At 69.4% G+C, this 26626-nt stretch carries 23 protein-coding genes; 4 read left to right on the forward strand and 19 right to left on the reverse strand.

Annotation, left to right across the window (positions count from 1 at the left end; translation table 11 throughout):
- The first annotated feature begins 56 nt into the window (after positions 1 to 56).
- Complete coding sequence (locus ACGFX9_RS01655) at positions 57 to 1715, forward strand: alkaline phosphatase D family protein (RefSeq protein ID WP_393463224.1); 1659 nt, start codon at positions 57 to 59, stop codon at positions 1713 to 1715.
- 9 nt (positions 1716 to 1724) lie between these two features.
- Here ACGFX9_RS01655 and ACGFX9_RS01660 read toward each other — a convergent pair whose 3' ends face one another.
- Complete coding sequence (locus ACGFX9_RS01660) at positions 1725 to 2294, reverse strand: dienelactone hydrolase family protein (protein ID WP_393463225.1); 570 nt, start codon at positions 2292 to 2294, stop codon at positions 1725 to 1727.
- Between the two features lie 30 nt (positions 2295 to 2324).
- Between ACGFX9_RS01660 and ACGFX9_RS01665 the strand changes: the two genes are divergently transcribed.
- Positions 2325 to 3416 carry a mechanosensitive ion channel family protein gene (locus tag ACGFX9_RS01665; protein WP_393463227.1) on the forward strand — a complete coding sequence of 364 codons (1092 nt, stop codon included), beginning with the start codon at positions 2325 to 2327 and terminating at the stop codon, positions 3414 to 3416.
- A 29-nt stretch (positions 3417 to 3445) separates the two neighbouring features.
- On the opposite strand, the gene ACGFX9_RS01670 is transcribed toward ACGFX9_RS01665, so the two are convergent.
- From ACGFX9_RS01670 to ACGFX9_RS01690, 5 genes are all read right to left on the reverse strand, one after another.
- Positions 3446 to 5038: a Na+/H+ antiporter gene (locus ACGFX9_RS01670; protein ID WP_393463229.1), complete on the reverse strand. Its 1593-nt coding sequence runs from the start codon at positions 5036 to 5038 to the stop codon at positions 3446 to 3448.
- A gap of 148 nt (positions 5039 to 5186) precedes the next feature.
- A complete protein-coding gene (locus tag ACGFX9_RS01675; RefSeq protein WP_393463231.1) occupies positions 5187 to 5711 on the reverse strand; it encodes a GNAT family N-acetyltransferase in 525 nt (174 codons plus the stop codon).
- Entirely contained in the window at positions 5708 to 6649 is a 942-nt protein-coding gene (locus ACGFX9_RS01680; RefSeq protein WP_393463233.1) for an RluA family pseudouridine synthase, read from the reverse strand. The genes ACGFX9_RS01675 and ACGFX9_RS01680 overlap by 4 nt, the downstream gene beginning before the upstream one ends.
- Positions 6650 to 6723: 74 nt before the next feature.
- Positions 6724 to 7341: a signal peptidase II gene (lspA, locus tag ACGFX9_RS01685; RefSeq protein ID WP_393463235.1), complete on the reverse strand. Its 618-nt coding sequence runs from the start codon at positions 7339 to 7341 to the stop codon at positions 6724 to 6726.
- A 78-nt stretch (positions 7342 to 7419) separates the two neighbouring features.
- Complete coding sequence (locus ACGFX9_RS01690; RefSeq protein WP_393463237.1) at positions 7420 to 8334, reverse strand: TraR/DksA family transcriptional regulator; 915 nt, start codon at positions 8332 to 8334, stop codon at positions 7420 to 7422.
- Positions 8335 to 8638: 304 nt separating this feature from the next.
- Between ACGFX9_RS01690 and ACGFX9_RS01695 the strand changes: the two genes are divergently transcribed.
- Together ACGFX9_RS01695 and ileS are read left to right on the forward strand one after the other, a co-directional pair.
- On the forward strand, positions 8639 to 8830 hold the full coding sequence (locus ACGFX9_RS01695) for a DUF1059 domain-containing protein (protein ID WP_365852823.1): 192 nt from the start codon (positions 8639 to 8641) through the stop codon (positions 8828 to 8830).
- A gap of 361 nt (positions 8831 to 9191) precedes the next feature.
- A complete protein-coding gene (gene ileS, locus ACGFX9_RS01700; RefSeq protein WP_393465525.1) occupies positions 9192 to 12332 on the forward strand; it encodes an isoleucine--tRNA ligase in 3141 nt (1046 codons plus the stop codon).
- Between the two features lie 164 nt (positions 12333 to 12496).
- Here the strand turns inward: ileS and ACGFX9_RS01705 are convergent, their stop codons facing one another.
- The 13 genes from ACGFX9_RS01705 to ACGFX9_RS01765 form a co-directional block, all read right to left on the reverse strand.
- On the reverse strand, positions 12497 to 13603 hold the full coding sequence (locus ACGFX9_RS01705; protein WP_393463239.1) for a DivIVA domain-containing protein: 1107 nt from the start codon (positions 13601 to 13603) through the stop codon (positions 12497 to 12499).
- 46 nt (positions 13604 to 13649) lie between these two features.
- Positions 13650 to 13934, reverse strand: coding sequence for a YggT family protein (locus tag ACGFX9_RS01710; RefSeq protein ID WP_384554861.1), 285 nt, complete (start codon positions 13932 to 13934; stop codon positions 13650 to 13652).
- Positions 13935 to 14004: 70 nt separating this feature from the next.
- Complete coding sequence (locus tag ACGFX9_RS01715; protein WP_393463241.1) at positions 14005 to 14649, reverse strand: cell division protein SepF; 645 nt, start codon at positions 14647 to 14649, stop codon at positions 14005 to 14007.
- 124 nt (positions 14650 to 14773) lie between these two features.
- Entirely contained in the window at positions 14774 to 15493 is a 720-nt protein-coding gene (locus ACGFX9_RS01720; protein WP_393463243.1) for a YggS family pyridoxal phosphate-dependent enzyme, read from the reverse strand.
- Positions 15494 to 15499: 6 nt separating this feature from the next.
- Complete coding sequence (gene pgeF / locus ACGFX9_RS01725) at positions 15500 to 16231, reverse strand: peptidoglycan editing factor PgeF (RefSeq protein ID WP_393463245.1); 732 nt, start codon at positions 16229 to 16231, stop codon at positions 15500 to 15502.
- Positions 16228 to 17454 carry a cell division protein FtsZ gene (gene ftsZ / locus ACGFX9_RS01730; RefSeq protein ID WP_393463247.1) on the reverse strand — a complete coding sequence of 409 codons (1227 nt, stop codon included), beginning with the start codon at positions 17452 to 17454 and terminating at the stop codon, positions 16228 to 16230. The genes pgeF and ftsZ overlap by 4 nt, the downstream gene beginning before the upstream one ends.
- A gap of 274 nt (positions 17455 to 17728) precedes the next feature.
- Positions 17729 to 18526 (reverse strand): cell division protein FtsQ/DivIB, encoded by a 798-nt coding sequence (locus tag ACGFX9_RS01735; protein ID WP_393463249.1) that lies wholly within the window; start codon positions 18524 to 18526, stop codon positions 17729 to 17731.
- Positions 18527 to 18571: 45 nt separating this feature from the next.
- Positions 18572 to 19666 carry an undecaprenyldiphospho-muramoylpentapeptide beta-N-acetylglucosaminyltransferase gene (gene murG, locus ACGFX9_RS01740; protein WP_393463251.1) on the reverse strand — a complete coding sequence of 365 codons (1095 nt, stop codon included), beginning with the start codon at positions 19664 to 19666 and terminating at the stop codon, positions 18572 to 18574.
- A 6-nt stretch (positions 19667 to 19672) separates the two neighbouring features.
- Positions 19673 to 20995, reverse strand: coding sequence for a putative lipid II flippase FtsW (ftsW, locus tag ACGFX9_RS01745; protein WP_393463253.1), 1323 nt, complete (start codon positions 20993 to 20995; stop codon positions 19673 to 19675).
- A gap of 88 nt (positions 20996 to 21083) precedes the next feature.
- Positions 21084 to 22484 (reverse strand): UDP-N-acetylmuramoyl-L-alanine--D-glutamate ligase, encoded by a 1401-nt coding sequence (gene murD / locus ACGFX9_RS01750; protein ID WP_393463255.1) that lies wholly within the window; start codon positions 22482 to 22484, stop codon positions 21084 to 21086.
- Complete coding sequence (gene mraY / locus ACGFX9_RS01755) at positions 22484 to 23554, reverse strand: phospho-N-acetylmuramoyl-pentapeptide-transferase (protein ID WP_249590431.1); 1071 nt, start codon at positions 23552 to 23554, stop codon at positions 22484 to 22486. The genes murD and mraY overlap by 1 nt, the downstream gene beginning before the upstream one ends.
- A complete protein-coding gene (gene murF / locus ACGFX9_RS01760; protein ID WP_393463257.1) occupies positions 23551 to 24963 on the reverse strand; it encodes a UDP-N-acetylmuramoyl-tripeptide--D-alanyl-D-alanine ligase in 1413 nt (470 codons plus the stop codon). The genes mraY and murF overlap by 4 nt, the downstream gene beginning before the upstream one ends.
- A gap of 4 nt (positions 24964 to 24967) precedes the next feature.
- Complete coding sequence (locus ACGFX9_RS01765) at positions 24968 to 26620, reverse strand: UDP-N-acetylmuramoyl-L-alanyl-D-glutamate--2,6-diaminopimelate ligase (RefSeq protein WP_393463259.1); 1653 nt, start codon at positions 26618 to 26620, stop codon at positions 24968 to 24970.
- Positions 26621 to 26626: the final 6 nt, after the last annotated feature.

The raw sequence follows: 26626 nt of genomic DNA on the forward strand, positions 1-26626 counted from the left end.
GAACTTTCCGCGGTTCGCCCGCTCTTGGCGATTACTGATCAGTAAGGTGATCGTCCGTGACCAGTCGAATCAACGCCCAGAGATCGCCCAACTCCCCGGCCCCGCGCCGCCGAACGGTCGTCAAGGCCGCTGCCGCCACCGCGGCCCTCGCACCGCTCGCCGCCACTCCCCTCGCGCACGCCGCCGAAGGCCCCGCGTTCCACCACGGAGTCGCCTCCGGTGACCCGCTGCCCGACGGGGTGCTGCTGTGGACCCGCGTGACGCCAATACCGGAGGCCACGCCGGGCTCCGGCAAGGGGCCGGACACCGCGGTGAGTTGGGAGATAGCCAAGGACAAGGGCTTCACCCAGGTCGTCGGCCACGGCAGCACGACCGCGCGGGCATCGGCCGACCACACGGTCAAGGCCGACGTAAGGGGCCTGAACCCTGCCACCACCTATTACTTCCGCTTCTCCGCGGGCGACGCGCACTCCCCCGTAGGCCGCACCCGCACGACTCCCGCGCACGAAGCAGCGGCCCCCGGTGTCCGGTTCGGCGTGGTGTCCTGCGCCAACTGGGAAGCCGGTTACTTCTCCGCCTACCGCCATCTCGCGGCCCGCACCGAACTCGACGCGGTCCTGCACATCGGCGACTACATCTACGAGTACAAGAGCGGCGAGTACCCGGCCGCCAAGTACGGGGTGCGGCAGCACGAGCCGCGGCACGAGATCGTCAGCCTCGCCGACTACCGCGTCCGGCACGGCGTCCACAAGACCGACCCCGACGCACAGGCAATGCACGCGACACACCCCGTGATCGCGATCTGGGACGACCACGAGTTCGCCGACAACGCCTGGTCGGGCGGCGGCGTGAACCACTCCCCCGAGACCGAGGGCGGCTGGGCGCAGCGCATGGCGGCCGCCAAGCAGGCCTACTTCGAGTGGATGCCCGTACGTCCTTCTACTGAAGGCACCGTCTACCGCCGCATCCGCTTCGGCAAGCTGGCCGATCTGCACCTGCTCGACCTGCGTTCCTTCCGCTCCGAGCAGGCGGGCTTCGGCAGCGGTGACGTCGACGACCCGGACCGTACGATCACGGGCCGCGCCCAGCTCGACTGGCTGAAGGCGGGACTCGCCTCGTCCGACGCCTCCTGGAAGCTGGTCGGCACCTCGGTGATGATCTCGCCGGTCGCGTTCGGCTCCGTACCGGCCCATCTGCTCGAACCCATCGCTGAGTTGCTCGGCCTGCCCAAGGAGGGCCTCGCGGTCAACGGCGACCAGTGGGACGGCTACACCGACGACCGCAAGGAGCTCATCTCGCACCTGGTCGACAACGCCGTCCGGAACACCGTCTTCCTCACCGGCGACATCCACATGGCCTGGGCGAACGACGTGCCGGTGAAGGCGGCCACGTACCCCGGATCGCCCTCCGCGGCCACGGAGTTCGTGGTCACCTCCGTGACCTCCGACAACCTGGACGACATCCTGCACGTCGCCCCGCACACCGTCTCGCTGGTCGCGGTGGGCGCGGTCAAGGCGGCCAACCGCCATGTGAAGTGGCTGGACATGGACTCGCACGGCTACGGCGTCCTCGACGTCACCGCCGAGCGCTCGCAGATGGACTACTACGTCCTGTCCGACCGCAAGGACCCCAAGGCCACGTCCCGGTGGGCCCGTTCGTACCGCACGCTCAGCGGCACGCAGAAGATCGAGCGGGCGGACTTCCCGGTGCGCTGACCGGGCCTGCTAAAGGGATTCCAGGAAGCCGATCGCCGTACGCCACGTCGCCTCGGCCGCGTCGGCGTCGTAGTCGTCGAGGCCGGGGTCGGTGTAGATGTGGCCGGCGCCCGCGTAGCGGTAGACCTCGACGTCGGCGCCGGCCCGCTGCATCTGCAGATACCAGGCGCTCAGCCAGTCGTCCGTCTCGAACGGATCCGGCTCGGCGACGTGCAGCTGCACCGGCAGCTCGTCCACCTTCGTGTTCTCCGCGATGTCGGATGTGCCGTGCAGGAGCAGCAGCCCGCGGGCCTTGTCGTCCCCGAGGGCGAGGGTCTGCGCGGTGGCGGCGCCTAGGGAGAAACCGGCGTAGACGAGACCCCGCTCGGAGTAGGGCGCGGCGGCCAGAATGGCGCGCTTGAGGAGCTCGTCCTTGCCGAGCTCGTCCTTGAAGGCCATGCCTTCCTCGACGGTCTCGAAGGTGCGCCCGTCGAAGAGATCGGGCGTCCACACCTCGTGGCCCGCCGCCCGCAGCCGGTCGGCCGCCGCGTGCACCGCGGGCCGCAGCCCGTAGGTCGAGTGGATAAGCATGATGTTCATGAGGCCATCGTGCCACCTACCCTCGGGGGCATGGAGAACGTACTGCGTCCGTTGATCGTGGTCGGCGGCTCGGTCGTGCTCACGCTGGCCGTGGTTTGGCTGGCCGACGTGCTGCTGCGCCGGACCGACGACCGCCACCGCGACACCCCACTGTGGGGGCTGCTGCGCCGTTGTCGGCTGCCACTTCAACTTTCCCTCTGTGCCGCCCTGCTGCGCGGCTCCTTCGAACAAGCGGAGATCGCCAAGGACCATTCGGCGGGCATCGCGCAGACCCTGACCTTGGTGCTCATCGGGTCGGTGGCCTGGCTCCTCGTCCGCATCGCGACGGCCATCGTCGAGTCCACGTACGCGCGCTACGCCAATGCCCACCGCGATCCGGCCCGGGTCCGCCGGGTGCGTACGCAGGTGACGCTCATCCAGCGGGTGGTCACCGCGATCGTCGGCGTCGTGGCCGTCGGCGCGATGCTGCTGACCTTCCCCGCCATGCAGACGGCCGGAACGTCACTGCTCGCCTCGGCGGGCCTCCTCGGCATCGTCGCGGGCGTCGCCGCACAGTCCACGCTCGCCAACCTCTTCGCGGGACTGCAGATCGCCTTCGGCGACATGGTGCGCATCGGCGACACCGTCGTGGTGGACGGCGAGTGGGGCACGATCGACGAGATCACCCTGACGTTCCTGGCCGTACGGACCTGGGACGAGCGCAGGATCACCATGCCGGTGTCGTACTTCGTGTCGAAGCCCTTCGAGAACTGGTCGCGCGGCGGCTCCCAGATGACCGGCACGGTCTTCTTCCAGCTGGACCACACGGCGCCCGTCACCGAGATGCGTGAAAAGCTCCAGGACGTCCTGCGCGAGTGCGCGGCCTGGGACGGCAGGGACTGGGGGCTCGCGGTCACGGACACGACGCCGAACACGATCCAGGTGCGGGCCCTGGTCACCGCCAAGGACGCCGACGACATCTGGACGGTACGGGTCGTGGTGCGCGAGCACCTCGTCCGCTGGCTGGCCGAGCACCATCCCTACGCGCTGCCGCGGGTCAACACGGCCTGGGCCGAACTGCCGCCGGAAGGCGACCGTCCGCACCCGCAGCCGCCGATCGTGCCGCGCACGGGCCGGGGCTGAAAGCACCCCGGCCCGGCCCGCTGCCCGCGTCAGGGAGACCGCAGGCTGCGCACGTCGAGGTGGTGCAGCACCCGGTCGACGATCTCGGGGTCGGCGCCGGGCTCGCTGCGCGCGGCGAGCACCTCGTGGCGGGCGGCCGACATCATGTCGCGCTGGATGCGCTGGACCGCCTTGAGGCGGTCGACGCGCTTGGAGAACCGTTCACGCCGTTCGTCGTCGACGATGTCGGGGCTGATCCTTGCGCCGATGTCGAACGCCCCGCGCAGCAGCCGCTCCGAGAGATCCTCCGGCAGTTCCTCGACCTCTTCGATCTCCTTCAGGCGGCGCTTGGCCGCCTTGGCCGCCCGGATGGCGAGCTCCCGCTCGATGGCCCGCTCGGCGTCGGTGTCCGCCCGCACCCCGAGCTTCTTCACCAGCCAGGGCAGGGTGAGCCCCTGGACGACGAGGGTCGCCATGATGACGCAGAACGCGATGAAGATGATCTCGTCCCGGGCCGGGAAGGGATCCCCGTTCTCCGTCTTCAGCGGAATGGCCAGGGCCAGGGCGACCGACGCCACCCCGCGCATCCCCGCCCACCACATGACGACGGTCTCGCGCCACGTCGTCGGGATCTCCTCGTCGTAGTCCCGCAGTTTGTGCAGCCGCTTGGCCAGCCAGGTCGCGGGCAGCAGCCACAGCAGTCGTACGCCGATGACGACGGCGACGACCGCGCCGCCCCAGCCGACCATCCGCAGCTCACGGCCGTTCGCCGTACCGAAGACGTTGTGCAGCTCGAGCCCGATGAGCCCGAACGCGATGCCGGTGACCAGCGTGTCGACGATCTGCCAGAACGTCTGCCCGGTGATCCGCCCCAGCACGTCGTCCGCGTCGGCGTTGTGCTCGGCGAGATAGAGCGCCGTGGTCAGCACGGCGAGCACACCTGAGCCGAGCAGTTCCTCCGCCAGTACGTAGCTCGCGAAGGGCACGAGCAGCGTCAGACCGGTCTGCAGGGTGGCGTCGCCGAGCAGCCCCATGAGCTTGTTGGTGAGCCAGCCGAGCGCGAGCCCCACGACAACGGCCACCACCGCCGAGAGCACCAACTGCCCTACCGCCGCGGGCCAGGAGAAAGTCCCGCTGACCGCCGCCGCGATCGCCACGTGGTAGAGCACGATCGCCGTGACGTCGTTGAACAGTCCCTCCCCCTCCAGGATCGACACGAGCCGACGCGGCAGCCCGAGCGATCCGGCGACGGCGGTCGCGGCGACCGGGTCGGGCGGCGCCACGAGCGCACCCAGCGCCACGGCCGCGGCGATCGGAAGCCCCGGGACGACCGAGTTGGCGATCGCCGCGACCGCTGCCGTCGTCACGAAGACGAGGGCCACCGCCAGCAGGAAGATGGGGCGTCTGTTGGCCGTGAACTGCCGCCAGGAGGTGCGCTGAACCGACGCGTACAGCAAGGGCGGAAGGATCAGCGGCAGGATGTAGTCCGGCGGGATCTCGATGTTCGGAACCCAGCTCACGAAGGCGAGGACGATCCCGGCCAGCGTCATGAGCACGGGCGCGGGCAGCCCGAGCCGCTCCCCCAGCGGCACCGTCACCACCGCTCCGAGCAACAGAACAAGCAGCAGCGCCAGTTGGTCCACGGTGCGCCCTCCGGCGGTTCGAGACTCGGTCGATCAAGACCTCAACCCTGCCACGCGTTCCACCTGAACCGGGCCAATGCCCTTCCCGGCACACCCGGAGTCATGATCGGCTGCGGGGCGCGACCGCGGTGGTCACGCCGCGCGGCGGTCAGGTGTCCGATGGGCCAGTGGGCGCGGTGGGGGCTGCCTGAGCCGCAGCTTCCTGGCCAAGGGGCTTCCGCATAGCCCGGTGCGGCATTCCCGCGTCCGGGAACTCCGGGCCGTAGGCCACGTATCCCAGTCGTTCGTAGAACCCCAGCGCGTGCGTCTGCGCGTGGAGGTCGACCCCGGTGAGGCCACGCGCGCGTGCCGCGTCCTCGATCGCCCGGACCAGGGCCGCACCGACGCCGAGTCCGCGCGCCGCCTGTGTCACCGCGAGGCGGCCCAGTGAGCCCACCTCGGTGTCGCCGCCGTTCTTGGCTGCGGCGGCCGCACCGGACAGCAGACGCCCTGTGCCCAGTGGCAGTCCGTCCTCGCGGACCGCCAGGACGTGGACCGCCCCGGCGTCGTACTCGTCGTACTCAAGATCCTGGGGGACCTGCTGCTCGACGACGAAGACTTCCTTGCGGACCGCGAAGCAGGCCTCCAGGTCGTCGGCGCCCTCGGCGACCCGGCAGCTGACGCCGACGCTCACGAGCTTTCCGCCCGCACCCGGTCGAGGGCCTGCTGGAGGTCGTCGGGGTACTGGCTCTCGAACTCCACCCACTGGCCGGTCCCGGGGTGTTCGAAGCCGAGCCGCACCGCGTGCAGCCACTGGCGCTCGAGGCCGAGCCGCTTGGAGAGAGTCGGGTCCGCGCCATACGTCAGGTCGCCCACGCACGGGTGCCGGTGGGCCGCCATGTGCACGCGGATCTGGTGGGTGCGCCCCGTCTCCAGCTTGATGTCGAGCAGCGAGGCCGCCCGGAACGCCTCGATGAGGTCGTAATGCGTGACGGAGGGCTTGCCCTCGGCCGTGACCGCCCACTTGTAGTCGTGGTTCGGGTGGCGGCCGATGGGGGCGTCGATCGTGCCGCTCATCGGGTCGGGGTGGCCCTGCACCAGCGCGTTGTAGCGCTTGTCGACCGTGCGCTCCTTGAACTGGCGCTTCAGGGAGGTGTACGCGCGCTCCGACTTGGCGACCGCCATCAGGCCGGAAGTGCCCACATCGAGGCGGTGCACGATGCCCTGGCGCTCGGCGGCACCGGAGGTCGAGATGCGGTACCCGGCCGCTGCCAGGCCGCCGATCACCGTCGTGCCGGTCCAGCCGGGGCTCGGGTGGGCGGCCACGCCGACCGGCTTCACGATCACCAGGATGTCGTCGTCGTCATGGATGATCTCCATGCCCTCGACGGGCTCGGCGACGATCTGCACCGGAGCGGGCGCCTGCGGCATCTCCACCTCCAGCCAGGCGCCACCGTGCACACGCTCGGACTTGCCGACCACGCTGCCGTCGACCATCACCTTGCCTGCCGCCGCCAGCTCGGCGGCCTTCGTGCGGGAGAAACCGAACATACGGGAGATGGCGGCGTCGACGCGCTCGCCCTCCAGGCCGTCCGGCACGGGCAGGGTACGGATCTCGGGAATCGTGCTCACCCATTGAGTATGCAGGAGGCCACTGACACTCCCGCACCACGAGGCCCTTCGCCGGGGGCCGAGGGCCCGAGGGCTCAGTCCTTGTGGACGGTCCCGTCCGGGTCCAGGCCGCGGAAGGACAGGATCACGATCAGGAAGCCGCCGCACACGATCGCCGAGTCCGCGAGGTTGAAGACCGCGAAGCCCTTCGGCGCGATGAAGTCGACCACCGCTCCCTCGAACACTCCGGGGGCGCGGAAGATCCGGTCGGTGAGGTTCCCGAGGGCGCCGCCGAGCAGCATGCCGAGCGCGATCGCCCACGGCAGGCTGTACAGCTTGCGCGCCAGGCGGGCGATCACCACGATCACGGCCGCGGCGATGCACGTGAAGATCACGGTGAACGCCTCACCGATCCCGAAGGCGGCGCCCGCGTTCCGGATGGCGTTGAACTGGAGCCAGTCACCGATGATCTCGATCGGCTCGTGGTGCTCGAGCTTCGCGACGACGATCATCTTGCTGATGAGGTCCAGGGCGTACGCCAGCACGGCCACCGCGAACAGGACGAGGATCTTGCGCTTGCCCTTGGACCGCTTGTCGCCCGGCGAGGGCGTCTCGTCGGACGAAGCCTGCTCGTCCGACGCCGCCTGCTCCGGCTCGTCCCCATCCGTCTCAGGGATATCCGGCGTACCGATGATGCGCTCCGCCTCTGCCACGTGAGTCCCTCAACCTAGGTACCTGACTGGGGACGAGGGTACGGCACACACGTACGGCACCAGGCGGCCAGGCCGCGTTCAGTAGCGCCGTTCCTGCTTCTGCTTGCAGTCCATGCACAGGGTCGCGCGGGGGAAGGCCTGCATCCGCGCCTTGCCGATGGGATTGCCGCAGTTCTCGCAGATGCCGTACGTCCCGGCGTCAAGCCGTTCCAGGGCGCGCTCGGTCTGTTCGAGCATCTCGCGCGCGTTGGCGGCCAGCGACATCTCATGTTCCCGCGTGATGTTCTTGGTCCCGGTGTCCGCCTCGTCGTCGCCCGCACCGTCCCCGGAGTCCCGCATCAGACCCGCCAGGGCGTCCTCGGAGGCGGCGATCTCGCTGCCGAGCCGCAGCGCCTCGCTCTGCAGCTCGGTGCGCGCCTCCTCGACCTCCTCCGGAGTCCAGGGGTCCTCACCGGGCCTGACCGCCAGCTCACCGGGTTCCGCAGCGGCGACACGCGCCTTGGGCACCGCCGTCGGCTTCTCCGCCGCCGTCGCCGTGCCCGGAGTCTTCTTCGCGACCACTGTCGTGGCTCCCGTCGTCTCCGCGGCCTGAGCCGCACCCTCGGCCGCTGCCGCGGCCGTCTTCTTGGCTGTGCTCTTCTTGGCCGTGCTCTTCTTGGCCGTGCTCTTCTTGGCAGCTGTCTTCTTCGCCGCGGCGGCCTTCTTCGGCCCGGGAGCCTTCTTCGCCGCGGCGGCCTTCTTCGCTACGGGGGCCTTCTTGGCCGCGGAGGACCCCTCGGCGGCATCCTCCCCAGCGGCTGTCTTCTTGGCGAGCGCTTTCTTGCCGACCGTCTTCTTGGCCACGGTTTCCTTGGTGGCCGCCTTCTTGGTGGCCGCCTTCTTGGCCCCGTGCGCGCCGTGAGAACCGTGCGTCCCGTTGGCTCCCCGCTGCGTGGCCGCGCCCGTGGATCTGCCCGACGCCGAACGCTGTACGGCGGTCTTCTTCGCCACCATGGCCGCGGCCCCTTCACATTTTGTGATCTTGCTCGCGAATCGTGCTGGGACGATAAATCGACTCAGAGCCCGCGGCAACGGGGCACGCCGCCCGATCCGCCCGCCCCACGGGTGCCGTGCGGCAAGCATGCAAGCGTTGTGCCCAACTCCCCGCCGGGTAATCCGCCCGGCGCACCGGCCCAGGATCCGGACAACAGCCATGTCGCCATTCGGGTCAGTCCCGGTGTCTCGCCGGCCTCGGACACGAACCAGCCCATAGGCCGAAAATGAGGCATAAGCTGAGAAATAACCAAGAAGGTGCGATATGCGCAAGACAGCCGACTGCAGAGAATTCCCGAGCGAGACGAACTGCACTCTCGCCATCTCCGGTGAAGAGGAAGAAGTGGTCCGCGCCGCGAGCGAGCACGCCGTGTCCGTCCACGGCCACACCGACAGCCCGGAGCTGCGGAGGATGGTCCGCGAATCCCTCAGGGACGAGGTGCCCCAGCACGCCTGAGAAACCACGGATAACCGGTCGGCCCCCTCCGCCCCGGCCCCGTACACTGGGCGGAGCGAGAAGCGTGGATGGGGACGAGTAGCGGCGTACGCGGCCATGAGCGACCCGGGGACGGTGAGAGCCCGGGGGCAGGCGCGACGCGAAGATCACCCCGGAGCCGCCGGAAGAACCGTCCGCAGCGGGCCTGGCCCGAAGCGGACCAGTAGACCCGGCATCGCGACCCCAATGAGGGGGCTTTCCCCGCGCAACCGCGCATCGGGAAGGCCAAGGAGGGTGGTACCGCGGGAGCGCGACAAGCGGCTCTCGTCCCTCCGACGGAACGGAATCGTCCGCCGGAGGAAGCGCGTTGAACACGCAGCCGTTGAGTACGCAGCCGCAGTACCGCCAGGTGCCCGCCCAGGTCGACCTGCCCGCCCTTGAGCACGCCGTGCTCGACTTCTGGCGCGAGCAGAAGATCTTCGCCAAGAGCCTCGATCAGTCCGAGGGACGCCCCGAGTGGGTGTTCTACGAGGGCCCGCCGACCGCCAACGGCATGCCCGGCGCCCACCACATCGAGGCCCGCGTCTTCAAGGACGTCTTCCCGCGCTTCCGCACCATGCGGGGCTACCACGTCGCCCGCAAGGCCGGCTGGGACTGCCACGGCCTCCCGGTCGAGCTCGCGGTCGAGAAGGAGCTCGGGTTCAACGGCAAGAAGGACATCGAGGCGTACGGCATCGCCGAGTTCAACGCCAAGTGCCGCGAGTCCGTGACCCGGCACACCGACGCCTTCGCCGACCTCACGACCCGCATGGGGTACTGGGTCGACCTCGACGACGCGTACCGGACCATGAACCCCGAGTACGTCGACTCCGTCTGGTGGTCCCTGAAGGAGATCTTCAACAAGGACCTCCTGGTCCAGGACCACCGCGTCGCCCCCTGGTGTCCGCGCTGCGGCACCGGCCTCTCCGACCACGAGCTCGCGCAGGGCTACGAGACGGTCGTCGACCCGTCCGTCTTCGTCCGCTTCCCGCTCACCTCCGGCCCCCTCGCGGGCGAGGCCGCCCTCCTGGTGTGGACGACGACCCCCTGGACCCTGGTCTCCAACACCGCTGTCGCCGCGCACCCGGACGTCACGTACGTCGTCGCGACGAACGGCGAAGAGAAGCTCGTGGTCGCCCAGCCGCTCCTCGAGAAGGCCCTCGGCGAGGGCTGGGAGGTCACCGGCCAGATCTTCACCGGCGCCGAGATGGAGCGCTGGAACTACCAGCGCCCCTTCGAGCTCGTCGAGTTCCCCGCCCCCGCGCACTACGTGGTCAACGCCGACTACGTGACCACCGAGGACGGCACCGGTCTGGTCCACCAGTCCCCCGCCTTCGGTGAGGACGACCTCAAGGTCTGCCGCTCGTACGGCCTCCCGGTCGTGAACCCGGTGCGCCCCGACGGCACCTTCGAAGAGGACGTCCCGCTCGTAGGCGGTGTCTTCTTTAAGAAGGCCGACGAAAAGCTCACCGAAGACCTCCAGGACCGCGGTCTGCTCTTCCGGCACACCCCGTACGAGCACAGCTACCCGCACTGCTGGCGCTGCCACACGGCGCTGCTCTACTACGCGCAGCCGTCCTGGTACATCCGCACCACGGCCATCAAGGACCGCCTCCTCCAGGAGAACGAGAAGACCAACTGGTTCCCCGACTCGGTCAAGAACGGCCGCTTCGGCGACTGGCTGACCAACAACGTCGACTGGGCGCTGTCCCGCAACCGCTACTGGGGCACCCCACTGCCCATCTGGCGCTGCGAGGAAGGCCACTTGACGTGCGTAGGTTCGCGCGCCGAGCTCTCCGACCTGACGGGCACCGACCACTCGGAGCTCGACCCGCACCGCCCGTACGTCGACTCGGTGACGTTCCCCTGCCCGACCTGCCAGGAGACCGCGACGCGCGTCCCCGAGGTCATCGACGCCTGGTACGACTCCGGTTCGATGCCGTTCGCGCAGTGGGGATACCCGTACAAGAACAAGGAGCTCTTCGAGAGCCGCTACCCGGCGCAGTTCATCTCGGAGGCCATCGACCAGACCCGTGGCTGGTTCTACACGCTGATGGCGGTGGGCACGCTCGTCTTCGACAAGTCGAGTTACGAGAACGTGGTCTGCCTCGGCCACATCCTCGCCGAGGACGGCCGCAAGATGTCCAAGCACCTGGGCAACACCCTCGAACCGATCGCGTTGATGGACCAGCACGGCGCCGACGCGGTGCGCTGGTTCATGGCGGCCGGCGGCTCCCCCTGGGCGGCCCGCCGCGTGGGCCACGGCACCATCCAGGAGGTCGTCCGCAAGACGCTCCTCACGTACTGGAACACGGTCGCCTTCCAGGCCCTGTACGCCCGTACGTCGCAGTGGGCCCCCGGCGAAGCCGACCCGGCGCCCGCCGACCGCCCGCTCCTGGACCGCTGGCTGCTCAGCGAGCTGCACGCGCTCACCGACCAGGTCACCCAGGCCCTGGAGGGCTACGACACCCAGCGCGCGGGCAAGCTCCTGTCCACGTTCGTCGACAACCTCTCCAACTGGTACGTACGCCGCTCCCGGCGCCGCTTCTGGCAGGGCGACAAGGCGGCGCTTCGCACCCTGCACGAGGTCCTGGAGACGGTCACGCGCCTCATGGCCCCGCTGACGCCGTTCATCACGGAGCGCGTCTGGCAGGACCTGGTGGTGCCGGTCACCCCGGACGCCCCGGAGTCGGTCCACCTGACGTCCTGGCCCGAGGCCGACCTGACGGCGATCGACCCGGAGCTGTCGAAGCAGATGGTTCTCGTACGCCGTCTCGTCGAGCTGGGCCGGGCCACGCGCGCGGAGTCGGGCGTCAAGACCCGCCAGCCGCTGTCCCGCGCCCTGATCGCGGCCACAGGCTTCGAGTCGCTCAACCCGGAGCTGCACGCCCAGATCACCGAGGAGCTCAACGTCTCCTCGCTGGCTTCGCTCTCCGAGGTCGGCGGCTCCCTGGTCGACACGACCGCGAAGGCGAATTTCCGTGCCCTGGGCAAGCGCTTCGGCAAGGGCGTCCAGGCGGTCGCCAAGGCCGTCGCGGACGCCGACGCGGCCGCGCTGTCCCTGGCCCTGCGCGAGGGCACGGCGTCGGTCGAGGTCGACGGCGAGACGGTGACGCTGGCCCCGGATGAGGTCATCATCACGGAGACCCCGCGCGAGGGCTGGTCGGTGGCGTCCGACTCCGGTGCCACGGTCGCCCTCGACCTGGAGATCACGGAGGAGCTGCGCAGGGCAGGCCTTGCCCGTGACGCGATCCGCCTGATCCAGGAGGCCCGCAAGAACAGCGGCCTGGATGTCGCGGACCGGATCGCCCTGCGCTGGACCTCCACGGACCCGGCGGTGATCACGGCCCTGTCCGACCACTCCGGTCTCATCGCGGACGAGGTCCTCGCCACGTCCTTCGAGCAGGGCGAGGCCGACGGCGCGTACGGCGAGACGTTCACGGACGAGTCACTGTCGCTCACGTTCCGCCTCCGCAAGGCGTAGCCACACCGGGAAGCAACGAAGGCCCGGCCCCGCCAGAGATCTCTGGCGGGGCCGGGCCTTCGGCGTTGTGGGGACACGTGTGCCCGCACAAAAGGGCGAGGCCCCCAGAAGAACTGGGGGCCTCGCCCTGAACGCTGCCGACGCCTAAGGCGTGGAAACGGCCGTCAGTTGTCGTCCTCGTCGATGAGGAAGCCACGCATCGGCGACGGAGCCTGCTGCATGGGCTGCGGGGCCTGCGGCCGCACCGGCGCCATCGGCTGGGTCATCGCCGGTGACATCTGCTGCTGGCCGCCGTAGGACGGACCGGCGGTGGGCTGGTTGCCGCCCATCGACTGCTGGCCGCCGTACGACGGGGCGCCCGCGCCGGCCGGTGCCATGGAAGGCGCCGGGGACGGCGGAAGGGAAGCCGTCGCCGGAGTCCGCGGCGGAGCGAGCGAGTCGTCGGCCTGGGTCTCCAGCTGACGGAGCTGCGACTCCAGGTAGGACTTCAGACGCGTGCGGTACTCGCGCTCGAAGCCTCGCAGGTCCTCGACCTTGCGCTCAAGGGTGGCGCGGGCGGACTCCAGGGAGCCCATCGCGACGCGGTGCTTCTCCTGCGCGTCCCGCTCCAGAGCGTCGGCCTTGGCACGGGCGTCACGCTCGAGGCCCTCGGCACGCGAACGGGCCTCGCCGACGATCTTGTTGGCCTCGGAACGGGCCTCCGCGATCGCCTGGTCGGCGGTCTGCTGAGCAAGGGAGAGCACGCGCGCGGCGCTGTCGCCACCGGGGCCCTGACCGGGCTGCGGCATCTGCGGACCGTGGCCGCCCATGGGACCGCCCATGGGGCCGCCCATCGGACCCTGACCCATCGGGCCCGGGCCCTGCGGACCACCCTGCTGGCCGTGCCCACTGGGTCCCGCGGGAAGCTGCGGCGCGCCACCGGGCAGCTGGGGCGGACCGCCCATCTGCTGGTGCTGCTGATGCTGCTGTGGGTGCTGCTGCTGCGGCGGCACCGGCTGCGGACCTGATATTGCGGCGGGCACGGGGGCGCCCGGACCGCGCTGGTCCTGCGGTTCCGGAGGCTTGCGCATGCCGCCCTGCTGCTGGTTCTGCGCAGCGGCGCGGGTGGCTGCGGCCAGTTTGGCGCGCAAGTCCTCGTTCTCGCGGAGCAAGCGAGTCAGTTCGGCTTCGACCTCATCGAGGAAGGCATCGACCTCGTCCTCGTCATAGCCTTCTCGGAGGCGGACGGTCGTGAACTGCTTGTTCCGCACGTCCTCGGGGGTCAACGGCATCTCTTCACCTCAACGTAGTCGTCGGCATTCGGCAAGACCGTATCGTTCACAGCCGGCTCACGACGGAGATCAGGATGTAGACGATGATCATCAGTACGAAGAAGGACAGGTCGAGCGCCACGCCCCCGAGACGCAGCGGCGGAATGAACCGCCGCAGAAGCTTGAGCGGTGGATCAGTGACAGTGTAGGTGGCCTCCAGAACGACCACCATCGCCTTGCCGGGTTGCCATGAGCGGGCGAACTGGAAGACGTAGTCCATGACCAACCGGAAGATCAGCACGATGAGGAAGCACATCAGCGCGATGTAGAGCACCTGCAAGACCACGCCCATGTTCGCGGTTCCCTCTCCCCTGTTAACTCGTGCTTCTTAGCCAGTCCTGCGTTACTGCGTCACTTACATCTCAGCTCTGGTTGAAGAACCCGCCCTCTGCGATGCGAGCCTTGTCCTCCGCCGTTACATCGACGTTAGCAGGCGACAACAGGAACACCTTCTGCGTCACTCGTTCAATGCTGCCATGGAGACCGAACACCAGACCGGCGGCAAAGTCGACAAGTCGCTTCGCATCCGTGTCGTCCATCTCGGTCAGATTCATGATCACCGGAGTGCCTTCGCGGAAGTGTTCCCCGATGGTACGGGCCTCGTTGTACGTCCGCGGGTGCAGCGTGGTGATGCGGTAGGGCTCCCGCTCGGACACGACCTTGGGCATGATCACCGGTGCGTTCTTCTCCAGGCTCTGGCGTTCAGGTGTGATGGATGCCACGGGGGCGATACGTGCCGGACGTCCGGATTCCGCGGGTAGCGAAGCGGAATGGGCGACTGGCTCACGCTGTGCGGGGGGCTGCACCACTCGTACCGATTCGTCCCGATCAGACACGTGTGCCTGGCGGGACTGGTGCGACTGATGTGGCGGCTCATGCCGCCGGCGGTCCCGCTCGGGCTCCGGCTCGGGTTCGAACTCGTCATCGGGGTCGAACCCCGGACCGTCGTACCCATCGTCCTCCACGAGGCCGAGGTAGACCGCCATCTTGCGCATCGCGCCGGCCATGCTCTGAGTCCTCCGCTCTGTGGTGGATCGGCTGTCGTCACCAACTGCCCGCGATCCACGAGGTATCCCCGCCCAACAGCGAGAATGACCATATTTTCTGCTGTGGTCCGACTTCTTGGCGACGTTACCCGAGCCCGGGTCGGACTCCGAGTACCGCCGTTCCGACGCGCACATGTGTCGCCCCGGCCGCGACGGCCTGTTCGAGGTCCGCACTCATCCCTGCCGATACCATGTTCGCAGCCGGATGAGCCGCGCGCATGAGGGTTGAGAATTCCATCAGCCGCTCGAACGCCGCCTGTTGCCGGCCCGCGTACGGTCCGGTCAGCGGTGCGACGGTCATCAGACCGTCGAGCCGCAACCCCGGGGCCTCGGCCACGAGCCCGGCCAACTCCCCGATTCCGCCAGGGCCCACGCCCCCGCGCTCGCCCCGCCCGTTCTCCTCCGCGTCCAGTGCCACCTGGATCAGGCAGCCGAGCTCCCGCCCCGCGCGCACGGCACCCGACGAGAGCGCCGTGACGAGCTTGGGGCGGTCCACAGACTGCACTACATCGGCATAACTGACCACGGAGCGGACCTTATTGGTCTGCAATTGACCGACAAAGTGCCAAGTAAGGGGAAGATCGGCACAGTCGGCGGCCTTGGGAGCCGCGTCCTGGTCGCGGTTCTCTGCGACATGACGCACACCGAGCTCCGCCAGGATCCGCACATCGCTCGCGGGATAGGTCTTGGTGACCACGATGAGGGTCACCTCCTCCCGCTTCCGGCCGGCCGCCGCGCACGCGGCGGCGATCCGCTCTTCGACCTTCGCCAGGTTCGCGGCGAGTTGAGACTTGCGTTCCGTCATGCCCTATCAGTCCAGCCAGACATAGCCCGCGAGACGACCGGTGGTCCGGTCGCGGCGGTACGAGAAGTGGTCACCGGATTCCAGGGTGCACACCGGCGACTGCTCCCGGTCGCGCACCCCCAGACGCTCCAGCTGAGCGTGCACCCCCGCGGTCACGTCGACCGCGGGCGTACCCCAGCTCGTCTCGGCGTACGCCGCGGGCTCGACGGCGGCGACTTCGGCGCGCATCGCCTCCGGCACTTCATAGCAACGCCCGCAGACGGCGGGTCCGGTGCGGGCGACCACGCGGGCCGGGTCCGCGCCGAGCTTCACCATGGCCTCGACGGCGGCGGGAACGACCCCGGCGATCATGCCGGGCCGCCCCGCGTGAGCCGCGGCGGCCACCTTGGCCACCGGGTCGGCGAGCAGGACGGGCGTGCAGTCGGCGGTGAGGACCGCGAGGGCGAGGCCCCGGCGTGCGGTGACCACCGCGTCGACGGCCGGGATCTCGGCGTCGGAGCCCCAGGGCCCGTCGACCACGACGACGTCGGGGCCGTGGACCTGGTTCATCCAGACGACGCGTGCCGGGTCGACGGAGAGCGACTTGGCGGCAAGTTCGCGGTTCGTCCGCACGGCCTGCGGGTCGTCGCCGACCGCGCCGCCGAGATTGAGCTCTTCGTACGGAACGGCGCTCACCCCGCCCCACCTGTCGGTGAAGGCGAAGTGCGCGCCGCTCACGGTGCTGTGCCGGTCTATCACTTCAGGAAGTCCGGCACGTCCAGCTCTTCGGCCTGGCTGTCCTGGTACGGACGGGCCGGCGGAACCTGCGGCGGGGTCACGGGGGCGGACGGGGCTTCGTTCGCCGGAGTCACCTCGACGGGCTCCGGGGCCGACGACTCGTCGTGCGACGTGACGCTGCCGAGGCCGCCGTAGGGCGAGCGGGACTCGGCCGGACGGCTCGGGGCCGCCGGCTGCTCGTCGCGCGGCTTGTTCGACGAGGCCGAGTTGAGGACGGTGTCCCGCTTGGACGGCGGCTGTCCGCCGTCGAAGCCCGCCGCGATGACGGTGACCCGGACCTCGTCGCCCAGGGCGTCGTCGATGACGGCGCCGAAGATGATGTTGGCCTCGGGGTGGGCCGCCTCGCTGACCAGTTGGGCCGCTTCGTTGATCTCGAAGAGGCCGAGGTCCGATCCGCCGGAGATGGAGAGCAGGACTCCCCGCGCTCCGTCGATGGACGCCTCGAGCAGGGGCGAGGAGATCGCCATCTCGGCGGCGGCCACCGCGCGGTCGTCGCCGCGCGCCGAGCCGATGCCCATGAGGGCCGAACCGGCCTCGGACATGACCGACTTGACGTCGGCGAAGTCGAGGTTGATCAGACCCGGGGTCGTGATGAGGTCGGTGATGCCCTGGACACCGGAGAGCAGGACCTGGTCCGCCGACTTGAAGGCGTCCAGAACGCTGACCTGCCGGTCCGAGATGGACAGGAGCCGGTCGTTGGGGATGACGATGAGGGTGTCGACCTCTTCGCGCAGCTCCGCGATCCCGTCCTCGGCCTGGTTGGCGCGACGACGGCCCTCGAAGGTGAACGGCCGGGTGACGACGCCGATGGTCAGGGCGCCGAGGGAGCGTGCGATGTTGGCGACGACAGGTGCGCCGCCGGTGCCGGTGCCACCACCTTCGCCGGCGGTGACGAAGACCATGTCGGCCCCCTTGAGGACCTCCTCGATCTCCTCGCGGTGATCCTCGGCCGCCTTGCGGCCGACTGCCGGGTTGGCTCCGGCGCCGAGTCCACGGGTGAGTTCACGGCCGACGTCGAGTTTGACGTCGGCGTCGCTCATCAACAGGGCTTGCGCGTCGGTGTTGATGGCGATGAACTCGACGCCCTTGAGACCGACCTCGATCATCCGGTTGATGGCATTGACACCACCGCCGCCGACACCGATGACTTTGATGACTGCGAGGTAGTTCTGCGGTGCTGCCACGTCGAAGGCCTCTCGCCTCGAGTTACGTGTCGCCGCCTCGCGGTCTCGCGCCGCGACGACTGATGCCGAATGGGACGGTCCGAACGCCGACCCGAACCCTAACGTTGAAGTTTAGGGTTACCAGTGTGTCTGTTCCTTGGACTCTCCGAACAGGACACTAAGTCGACAAGTGGCGCACGTTCAACGAACACGCCGAACCTCCCGTTTTTCTTTTCACCCTATGTGATCAGCCGTAGCGCTGCTGAACCAGGGTGCTGGCCTGCGACGATATGCGTCAACTCGCCGATGAAGCAGGGGCCGTGGGGACACTCACATCGAAGTGCCTTGCCTTCGGGGCGGCTTTCATGAGGGCAGTGAGTGTGCTCGCCTTCGTCCGGCCCTTCTCGCTGCTGCCCCACGCTACGGTGCGACCGCCCCTCAACTCCAGCGAGATCGAGTCGTACGAACGGACCTTGACGACCCGGGTATCGCGGGCCACCGCCTCGGGAAGCGCGCCCGCGACCCGTACCGACTCGCGCCGAAGACGGTCGGAGCCGAAACGGCGCAGACTCGACTCCGCCTTCTCCTGATCCGGTGTCAATTCAAGGAGGGGAACGCCCTTGGGCGCGTGTCCGACCGTGGCGAACCGCACTCCGTCGGCGTCCACTTCGACGAACTTTCTGCCCTTTTCGATAAGGAGAACCGGCTCACGTTCGGTCACGTTCAGAGCGATTTCGTGCGGCCAGGAACGGACGACGTCGACCGAGTCGATGCGCCGAAGTTTCTTGCGCAGCCGCTCCTCAAGGGCCTCGGTGTCGACGGAGACCAGGGGGGCCCCGACCGGGGCGGCGGCGGCCTCACGTACCTCTTCGGGCGTCAGGATCCGGGTCCCCGAAGTCGTCACGCGCTCCACGCGCAGCCACTGCGAGCCGTAGAGCAGCCAGACGCTTCCCGCCCCGATCAGCACCAGTGCGATCAGCGAGAGGACCAGGGTGCGGGTACGCGGCAGGCGTACGCGGGAGCGCGGAGGGCGGGGCGGGCGGGACCCACCAGAAGCAGCCTTCTGCCGTTCGGCGGTGGTCGGTCCGGCCACGGTCCCCTGCCTTCTATGTGCCTTCTAGTTCCGTCTCATGCCGTGTCACCCGTTGCGGCGCGACGCGATCGCCTCGTACACCATGCCGACGAGGAGGTCGTCGGCATCCCTGCGGCCGAACTCCGATGCCGCGCGGGACATCTCGTACAGCCGGTGCGGATCGGCGAGCACCGGGAGGACGTTGCCCTGGACCCACTCGGGCGTCAGTTCGGCGTCGTCCACGAGGAGTCCGCCGCCGGCCTTGACCACCGGCTGGGCGTTCAGCCGCTGTTCGCCGTTGCCGATGGGCAGTGGGACGTACGCGGCCGGAAGCCCGACGGCGGAGAGTTCGGCGACGGTCATCGCGCCCGCGCGGCAGAGCATCATGTCGGCCGCGGCGTACGCGAGGTCCATCCGGTCCACGTACGGTACCGGGATGTAGGGCGGCATACCGGGCATGTTCTCGACGTACGGCATTTCGTTCTTCGGGCCGACCGCGTGCAGGATCTGGATCCCCGCGCGCTGCAGGACCGGAGCGATCTGCTGGACGACCTCGTTGAGCCGCCGGGCACCCTGCGAGCCGCCGGAGACGAGCAGCGTCGGCAGGTTCGGGTCGAGGCCGAAGGCGGCGCGCGCCTCCGGGCGGACCCGGGCCCTGTCGAGCGTGGCAATGGTGTGGCGCAGCGGGATGCCGATGTAGCGGGAGTTGCGCAGCTTACTGTCCGGTGTGGCGACGGCCACCCCGGCGGCGTACCGCGAACCGATCTTGTTGGCGAGGCCGGGACGCGCGTTGGCCTCGTGCACGACGATCGGCACCCCGGCCCGCTTGGCCGCGAGATAGCCCGGCAGTGCGACATAGCCGCCGAAGCCGACCACGCAGTCCGCCTTCGTACGCTCCAGGATCTGCTCGGCCGCCTTGATCGTGCCGCGCAGCCGCCCCGGGACGGTGATCAGCTCAGGGGTGGGCTTGCGCGGCAGCGGTACGGCCGGGATCAGCGCGAGTTCGTAACCCCGCTCCGGTACGAGCCGGGTCTCGAGTCCACGCTCCGTGCCCAGGGCCGTGATGCCCACGGTCGGGTCCTGCCTCCGCAGGGCGTCCGCGAGGGCGAGCGCGGGCTCGATGTGGCCGGCGGTCCCCCCACCGGCGAGTACGACATGCACCGAAATTCACCGCTCTCCGGACGAACGCGCCTTGACGCGCCGTCTCATCGTGTTCCATCTCACCCGAGGTTGCCGCATGGCCAGGGCCGCCTTCGCCGCCGGGTCCTGCCGCGCGAAGGCGATGAGGAGTCCGATGGCGAACATGGTCGGCAGCAGGGCCGAACCCCCGTACGAGAACAGCGGGAGCGGGACACCGGCGATCGGCAGCAGGCCGAGCACCGCACCTACGTTGATCACGGCCTGAGTCGTGATCCAGGTGGTCACACCTCCCGCGGCATATCTCACGAAGGGGTCCTCCGTGCGTCCGGCCACGCGGATACCCGCATAGCCTAGAGCCGCGAACAGAGCGAGCACCGACAGTGTCCCCGCCAGGCCGAGTTCCTCCCCCGTGATGGCGAAGATGAAGTCGGTGTGCGGTTCCGGCAGTTGACCCCATTTTTCCACACTCGCGCCGAGCCCGGAACCGAAGAATCCGCCGGAGGCCAGAGCGTAGATCCCGTGTACGGCCTGCCAGCACTGGTCGCCGGGACCGGGATCCGTCGCGCCGATGCAGGCGAGCCTCGCCATGCGGTTGGGGCTTGTTTTGATGAGGATCACGCCGAGCAGGGCCGCGATCGAGAGCACCCCGGCGAAGAGCCGCGTCGGCGCCCCCGCCAGCCAGAGCAGGCCGAAAAGGATCGCCGTGAGAATGATCGCGGTGCCCATGTCGCCGCCCAGCATGATCAGTCCGAGCAGCATGAAGGCGACCGGGACGAGCGGCACCAGCATGTGCTTCCACTGGGTCAGGAGCCGTTTGTCCTGCTTGCGGGCGAGCAGGTCCGCGCCCCACAGGACGAGGGCGAGCTTGCCGAACTCGCTGGGCTGGAGCTGGAAGGGGCCGCCCAGATAGATCCAGTTCTGGTTGCCGTTGACGCTGCGCCCTATCCCGGGGATCTGCACGAGCACCATCAGGAAGACGGTCACCGCGAGCATCGGGTAGGCGAGCGCCCGGTGCAGCTTGACGGGCATGCGCATGGCGACGAGCAGCAGGATCGTCCCGAGGATCGCCGCGACGAACTGCTTGCGGAAGAAGTACGAGGCGGGCAGGTCGAGCTGCAGCGCCTGGATCATCGACGCCGAGTAGACCATCACCAGGCCGAGCACGGTGATCAGCAGGCTGCTGCCGAAGATGAGGTAGTACGCGGTCAGCGGCCGGTCCCAGGCCTTGCGGACACGGGTGCGCAGCCGCCGCAGGGAACCGTCGCGCGGCGGGCGCGGCGCACCCGCGGAACGGATCGGCGCGGGCCTCTTGGCGAGGCGCGTGGGCGCGCGCCCGCTACCGCCGGCCATCTAGGCCCCCGCCCAGCCACCACGACGCTGCCACGTGCCCTCCTCAGGGTGCCGGGCGCCCCCGGACCACAGGGGCCCGCGTCAGGCGCTACGCGCCGAGTTCGCGGACCGCGTCCGCGAACGCGTCACCACGCTTGTTGTAATTGGTGAACATGTCCATCGACGCACAGGCCGGAGCCATCAGTACGGTGTCCCCCGGCTCGGCGAGCCGTGCCGCCTGTCGTACCGCCTCGGACATCGCCCCAGTGTCGGTCCGGTCGAGGTCGACGACCGGGACCTCGGGGGCGTGTCGCGCGAGGGCTTCGCGGATCAGCGCGCGGTCGGCGCCGATCAGGACAACTCCCCGCAGCCGCCCCGCGGACTTGGCGACCAGCTCGTCGAAGGTGGCGCCCTTGGCGAGCCCGCCCGCGATCCAGACGATCGATTCGTACGCGGCCAACGAGGCTTGTGCGGCGTGGGTGTTGGTGGCCTTGGAGTCGTCGACGTACGCCACTTCGGCCACGTCGGCGACGTGCTCGATGCGGTGGGCATCGGGACGGAAGGCGCGCAGACCGTCGCGTACGGCCGTCGCCGGCACTCCGTAGGCGCGCGCGAGAGCTGCCGCGGCCAGGGCGTTGGCGATGTTGTGCGGCGCGGGCGGCTGGACGTCGGAGATCTCGGCGAGCTCCTGGGCCTGCTTCTGGCGGTCCGGCACGAAGGCACGGTCGACCAGAATGCCGTCCACGACGCCCAGTTGCGAGGGCGCGGGCGCGTTCAGCGTGAAACCGACGGCGCGGCAGCCCTCTTCGACGTCGGCCTCGCGGACCAGGTCCTCGGTCGCCTTGTCGGCCACGTTGTAGACGCAGGCGACCTGATTGCCCTCGTAGATACGGCCCTTGTCGGCGGCGTACGCCTCCATGGAGCCGTGCCAGTCGAGGTGGTCGGGCGCGAGGTTCAGGACGGTCGCGGAGTGGGCGCGCAGTGAGGGCGCCCAGTGCAGCTGGTACGAGGACAGCTCGACGGCGAGGACGTCGTACGGCTCGTCGCCGGTGACCACGTCGAGCAGCGAGATCCCGATGTTGCCCACGGCGGCGGTCCGCAGACCGGCCGCCTCCAGGATCGAGGCCAGCATGCGCACGGTCGTGGTCTTGCCGTTCGTGCCGGTGACCGCGAGCCAGGGCGCGGCGTCGGGGCCGCGCAGGCGCCACGCCAGCTCGACGTCGCCCCACACCTCGACCCCGGCAGCCGCGGCGGCCGCGAAGAGCGGCTTGTCCGGCTGCCAGCCGGGCGTGGTGACGATGAGTTCGGTGCCTTCGGGCAGGCTGGCCCCGTCGCCGAGGCGGACGGTGACGCCGAGCGCCTCGAGGTCCGCGGCCTGCGTACGGGAGCGCTCGTCGTCGCCGTCGTTGACGACCGTGACGACGGCTCCGAGGCCGTGCAGCACACGGGCCGCCGGGATCCCGGAGACGCCGAGACCGGCGACGGTGACGTTCTTGCCTGCCCAGGTCATTACTTCTTCGCTGCCCATCCTGCGTAGAAGAGGCCGAGTCCGACGATCACGCACATGCCCTGGATGATCCAGAAGCGGACCACCACAAGGACTTCGGACCACCCCTTGAGTTCGAAGTGGTGCTGCAGTGGCGCCATCTTGAAGACCCGCTTGCCGGTCATCTTGAAGGAGCCGACCTGGATCACGACGGACATGGTGATCAGGACGAAAAGGCCGCCGAGGAGCGCGATGAGCAACTCCGTGCGGGAGCAGATCGCGAGGCCGGCGAGCGCGCCGCCGAGGGCGAGCGAGCCGGTGTCGCCCATGAAGATCTTGGCGGGCGAGGTGTTCCACCACAGGAAGCCGAAGCAGGCGCCCATCAGCGCGGAGGCCACCACGGCGAGGTCGAGTGGGTCTCTGACCTCGAAACACGCCTGTGGGTTGGTCAGCGTGACCGCGTTGGCGCAGGACTCCTGGTACTGCCAGACACCGATGAAGGTGTACGCGCCGAAGACCATCACGGAGGCGCCCGTGGCGAGGCCGTCGAGGCCGTCGGTGAGGTTCACGCCGTTCGACATCGCCAGGATCATGAACAGCGCCCAGACCACGAAGAGCACCGGGCCGATCGACCAGCCGAAGTCCGTGACGAACGACAGCTTGGTGGAGGCCGGGGTCTGGTTGCGGCTGTCCGGCCAGTTCAGCGCGAGCACGGCGAAGCCGATGCCGACGATCAGCTGGCCCGCCATCTTCGCCTTGGCGCGCAGGCCGAGCGAGCGCTGCTTGACGATCTTGATGTAGTCGTCGAGGAAGCCGACGAGGCCCATGCCCGCCATCAGGAAGAGCACGAGAAGCCCGGAGAGCGTGGTCTCCGTACCCGTGATGATCTTCGTGAGGAAGTACGCGATGAGCGTGGCCAGGATGAAGGCGATACCACCCATGGTCGGCGTACCGCGCTTGCTGTGGTGCTCGCGCGGGCCGTCGTCCCGGATGAACTGGCCATAGCCCTTGCGGGCAAGGAACTTGATAAGGAGCGGGGTTCCGACCAGGGTCAGGAAGAGCCCGATCACACCCGCGAAGAGGATCTGCCTCATCGGCCGGCGACCTGCCCCTCGGAAGACGCGGCGTCATCGAGCAGCGCCGTGGCGACCCGCTCGAGACCGACCGATCTGGAAGCCTTCACCAGCACGACGTCTCCCGGGCGCAGCTCGCTGCGCAGCAGGTCGATCGCCGCCTGTGCGTCGGACACGTGCACCGACTCCTCACCCCACGAACCCTCGTTGTATGCGCCCAGTTGGAGCCAGGACGCTTCCCTGCCCCCGACTGCCACGAGCTTGCTCACGTTCAGCCGGACGGCGAGCCGCCCGACCGCGTCGTGTTCGGCGAGCCCCTCGTCACCGAGCTCGGCCATGTGACCGAGCACCGCCCACGTACGACGTCCCTTGGCCATGGCCGCGAGCGCGCGCAGGGCGGCTCGCATGGACTCGGGGTTCGCGTTGTAGGCGTCGTTGACGACCGTCACGCCGTCCGGGCGCTCGGTGACCTCCATCCGCCAGCGGGACAGCGTGCCCGCCTCGGAGAGCGCGCGGGCGATCTCGTCTGCGGACATGCCCAGCTCATGGGCGACGGCGGCCGCGGCAAGCGCGTTCGACACATGGTGCTCACCGTACAGCCGCAAGGTCACGTCGCTGCACCCGGAGGGTGTGTACAGCGTAAAGTCAGGCTGTCCGATCTCCGTGAGCCGGACATTCTCGGCACGTACGTCGGCGTCGGCGGCCTCTCCGAAGAGCAGGACGCGCGCCTTCGTGCGCGAGGCCATGGCGCGCACCAGCGGATCGTCGGCGTTGAGGACGGCGGTGCCCTCCGCGGGGAGCGACTCGACGAGTTCACCCTTCGCCTGTGCGATCTGCTCGCGTCCGCCGAACTCGCCGATGTGGGCGGTGCCGACGTTGAGCACGAGGCCGATCTTCGGCGGGGTGAGGCCGGTGAGGTAGCGGATGTGGCCGACGCCGCGGGCACCCATCTCCAGGACGAGGAACTTCGTCTCGTCGGTGGCGCTGAGCGCGGTGAGCGGCAGGCCGATCTCGTTGTTGAGCGAGCCCGGCGTGAAGACCGTGGGCGCCTTGCTCCGCAGGACCTGGGCGAGCAGGTCCTTGGAACTGGTCTTGCCCACGGAGCCGGTGAGCGCGACGAGCGTCGCGCCGAGCCGCTCCACGACGTGCCGTGCCAGGGCTCCGAGCGCCGCCTGCACATCGTCGACGACGATGGCGGGTACGCCGACGGGGCGCGAGGCCAGGACGGCGGCGGCGCCCGCTTCGACCACGGCGGACGCGTAGTCGTGGCCGTCGACGCGCTCGCCGGCGAAGGCGACGAAGAGGCTGCCGGGCTCCACTTCACGGGAGTCCCTGACGACCGGTCCGGTGACCTGGACGGACGGATCCGGTATGTCGTACGTCTGCCCGCCGACAACAGTGGCGATCTCGGCGAGGGAGAGGGCGATCACAGATTCATCCCTGGGTTTGCTGGATAGCTTCGCGAAGTACCTGGCGGTCGTCGAAGGGACGTACCACCCCGGCGATGTCCTGTCCCTGCTCGTGCCCCTTCCCCGCGACGAGCACGGTGTCGCCCGGTTCGGCCCGGGCGACGGCCGCGCGGATGGCGGCGGCGCGGTCCTCGAAGACGGCGACGTCACCGCGCTCGTGGGAGGGCACGTCGGCGGCGCCGGCGAGCATCGTGGCGAGGATCGCGAGGGGGTCCTCGCCACGGGGGTTGTCCGCGGTCAGTACGGCGGTGTCGGCGAGCCTGGCCGCTGCGGCGCCCATCGGCATCCGCTTGGTCTTGTCCCGGTCGCCGCCGCAGCCGAGCACGATGTGCAGCTTGTTCTCGGTGACCTTGCGCAGGGCGCGCAGGACCGATTCGACGGCGTCCGTCTTGTGGGCGTAGTCGACGACCGCGAGGTAGGGCTGGCCCACGTCGACGCGCTCAAGGCGGCCCGGGACGCCCGCCACCGCGCCGACGCCGTCGGCTGCCTGCTGCGGGTCGATCCCCGCGACGGCCAGCGAGACGATCGCGGCGAGCGTGTTGGCGACGTTGAAAGGACCGGCCAGCGGGGACTTGGCGGTGATCCGCTCCCCCTTCGGACCGACCGCGACGAACGTGGAGTCGAACAGCCGGACGTCGACGTCCTCCGCGCGCCAGTCGGCGTCGGGGTGGCCCTCGGCGGAGAAGGAGGTGACGGGCACCTCGGACTCCGTGATGAGCCGGCGCCCGTACTCGTCGTCGTAGTTGACCACTCCGACCTTGGAGCGCTGCTTGGTGAACAGCTGCGCCTTGGCCTGGAAGTAGTCCTCCATGCCGGAGTGGAACTCCATGTGCTCCGGGCTGAGGTTGTTGAAGACGGCGACGTCGAAGACGCAGCCGTCCACCCGGCCGAGCACGAGGGCGTGACTGGAGACCTCCATGGCGACGGCCTCGACGCCGCGCTCGCGCATCACCGCGAACAGCGCCTGGAGGTCGGTCGCTTCAGGGGTCGTACGTTCGGACTTGATCCGCTCCTCACCGATGCGCATCTCCACCGTGCCGATGAGCCCGGTCGACCGGATGCCCTTGAGACCGCCTTCGACGAGGTACGCCGTGGTGGTCTTGCCGGACGTACCGGTGATGCCGATCTGCAGCAGATCGCGCCCCGGGTGGCCGTACACGGTGGCCGCGAGCTCGCCCATGGAGCCGCGCGGGTCGGCGACGACCAGGACCGGCAGCCCCGTGGCGGACGCGCGGTCGGCGCCCGTCGGGTCGGTGAGGATCGCGGCGGCACCGAGGTCGGCCGCCTGGGCGACGAAGTCGGCGCCGTGCAGCCGGGCGCCGGGCAGCGCGGCGTAGATGTCGCCTGGCCGGACCGCGCGGGAGTCGTGCGTGATGCCGCTGACCTCCCCCGTGCCCGGGGCGGCGACGCCCAGCTGATCGGCGATCCTGGCGAGCGGCGTCGCGGAGACCTGGACCGGCCGCGGCGGTCCCGGATATGTCACGGGAACGCCCTTCTGGGTGGTTTGGGACTGATCGGCGTGTGGCACGGCGGTGAGCGTACCGGGCGCACCGGCCGTAGAGCGAAGCGGGCGGTGTGGCGGGGACTGGTTCCCCGGCTCCGGAGTGATCGTTGTCACGGGTAT

Origin of the sequence: Streptomyces sp. NPDC048436, assembly GCF_043200355.1 — a bacterium.
Classification (GTDB): Bacteria; Actinomycetota; Actinomycetes; order Streptomycetales; family Streptomycetaceae; genus Streptomyces.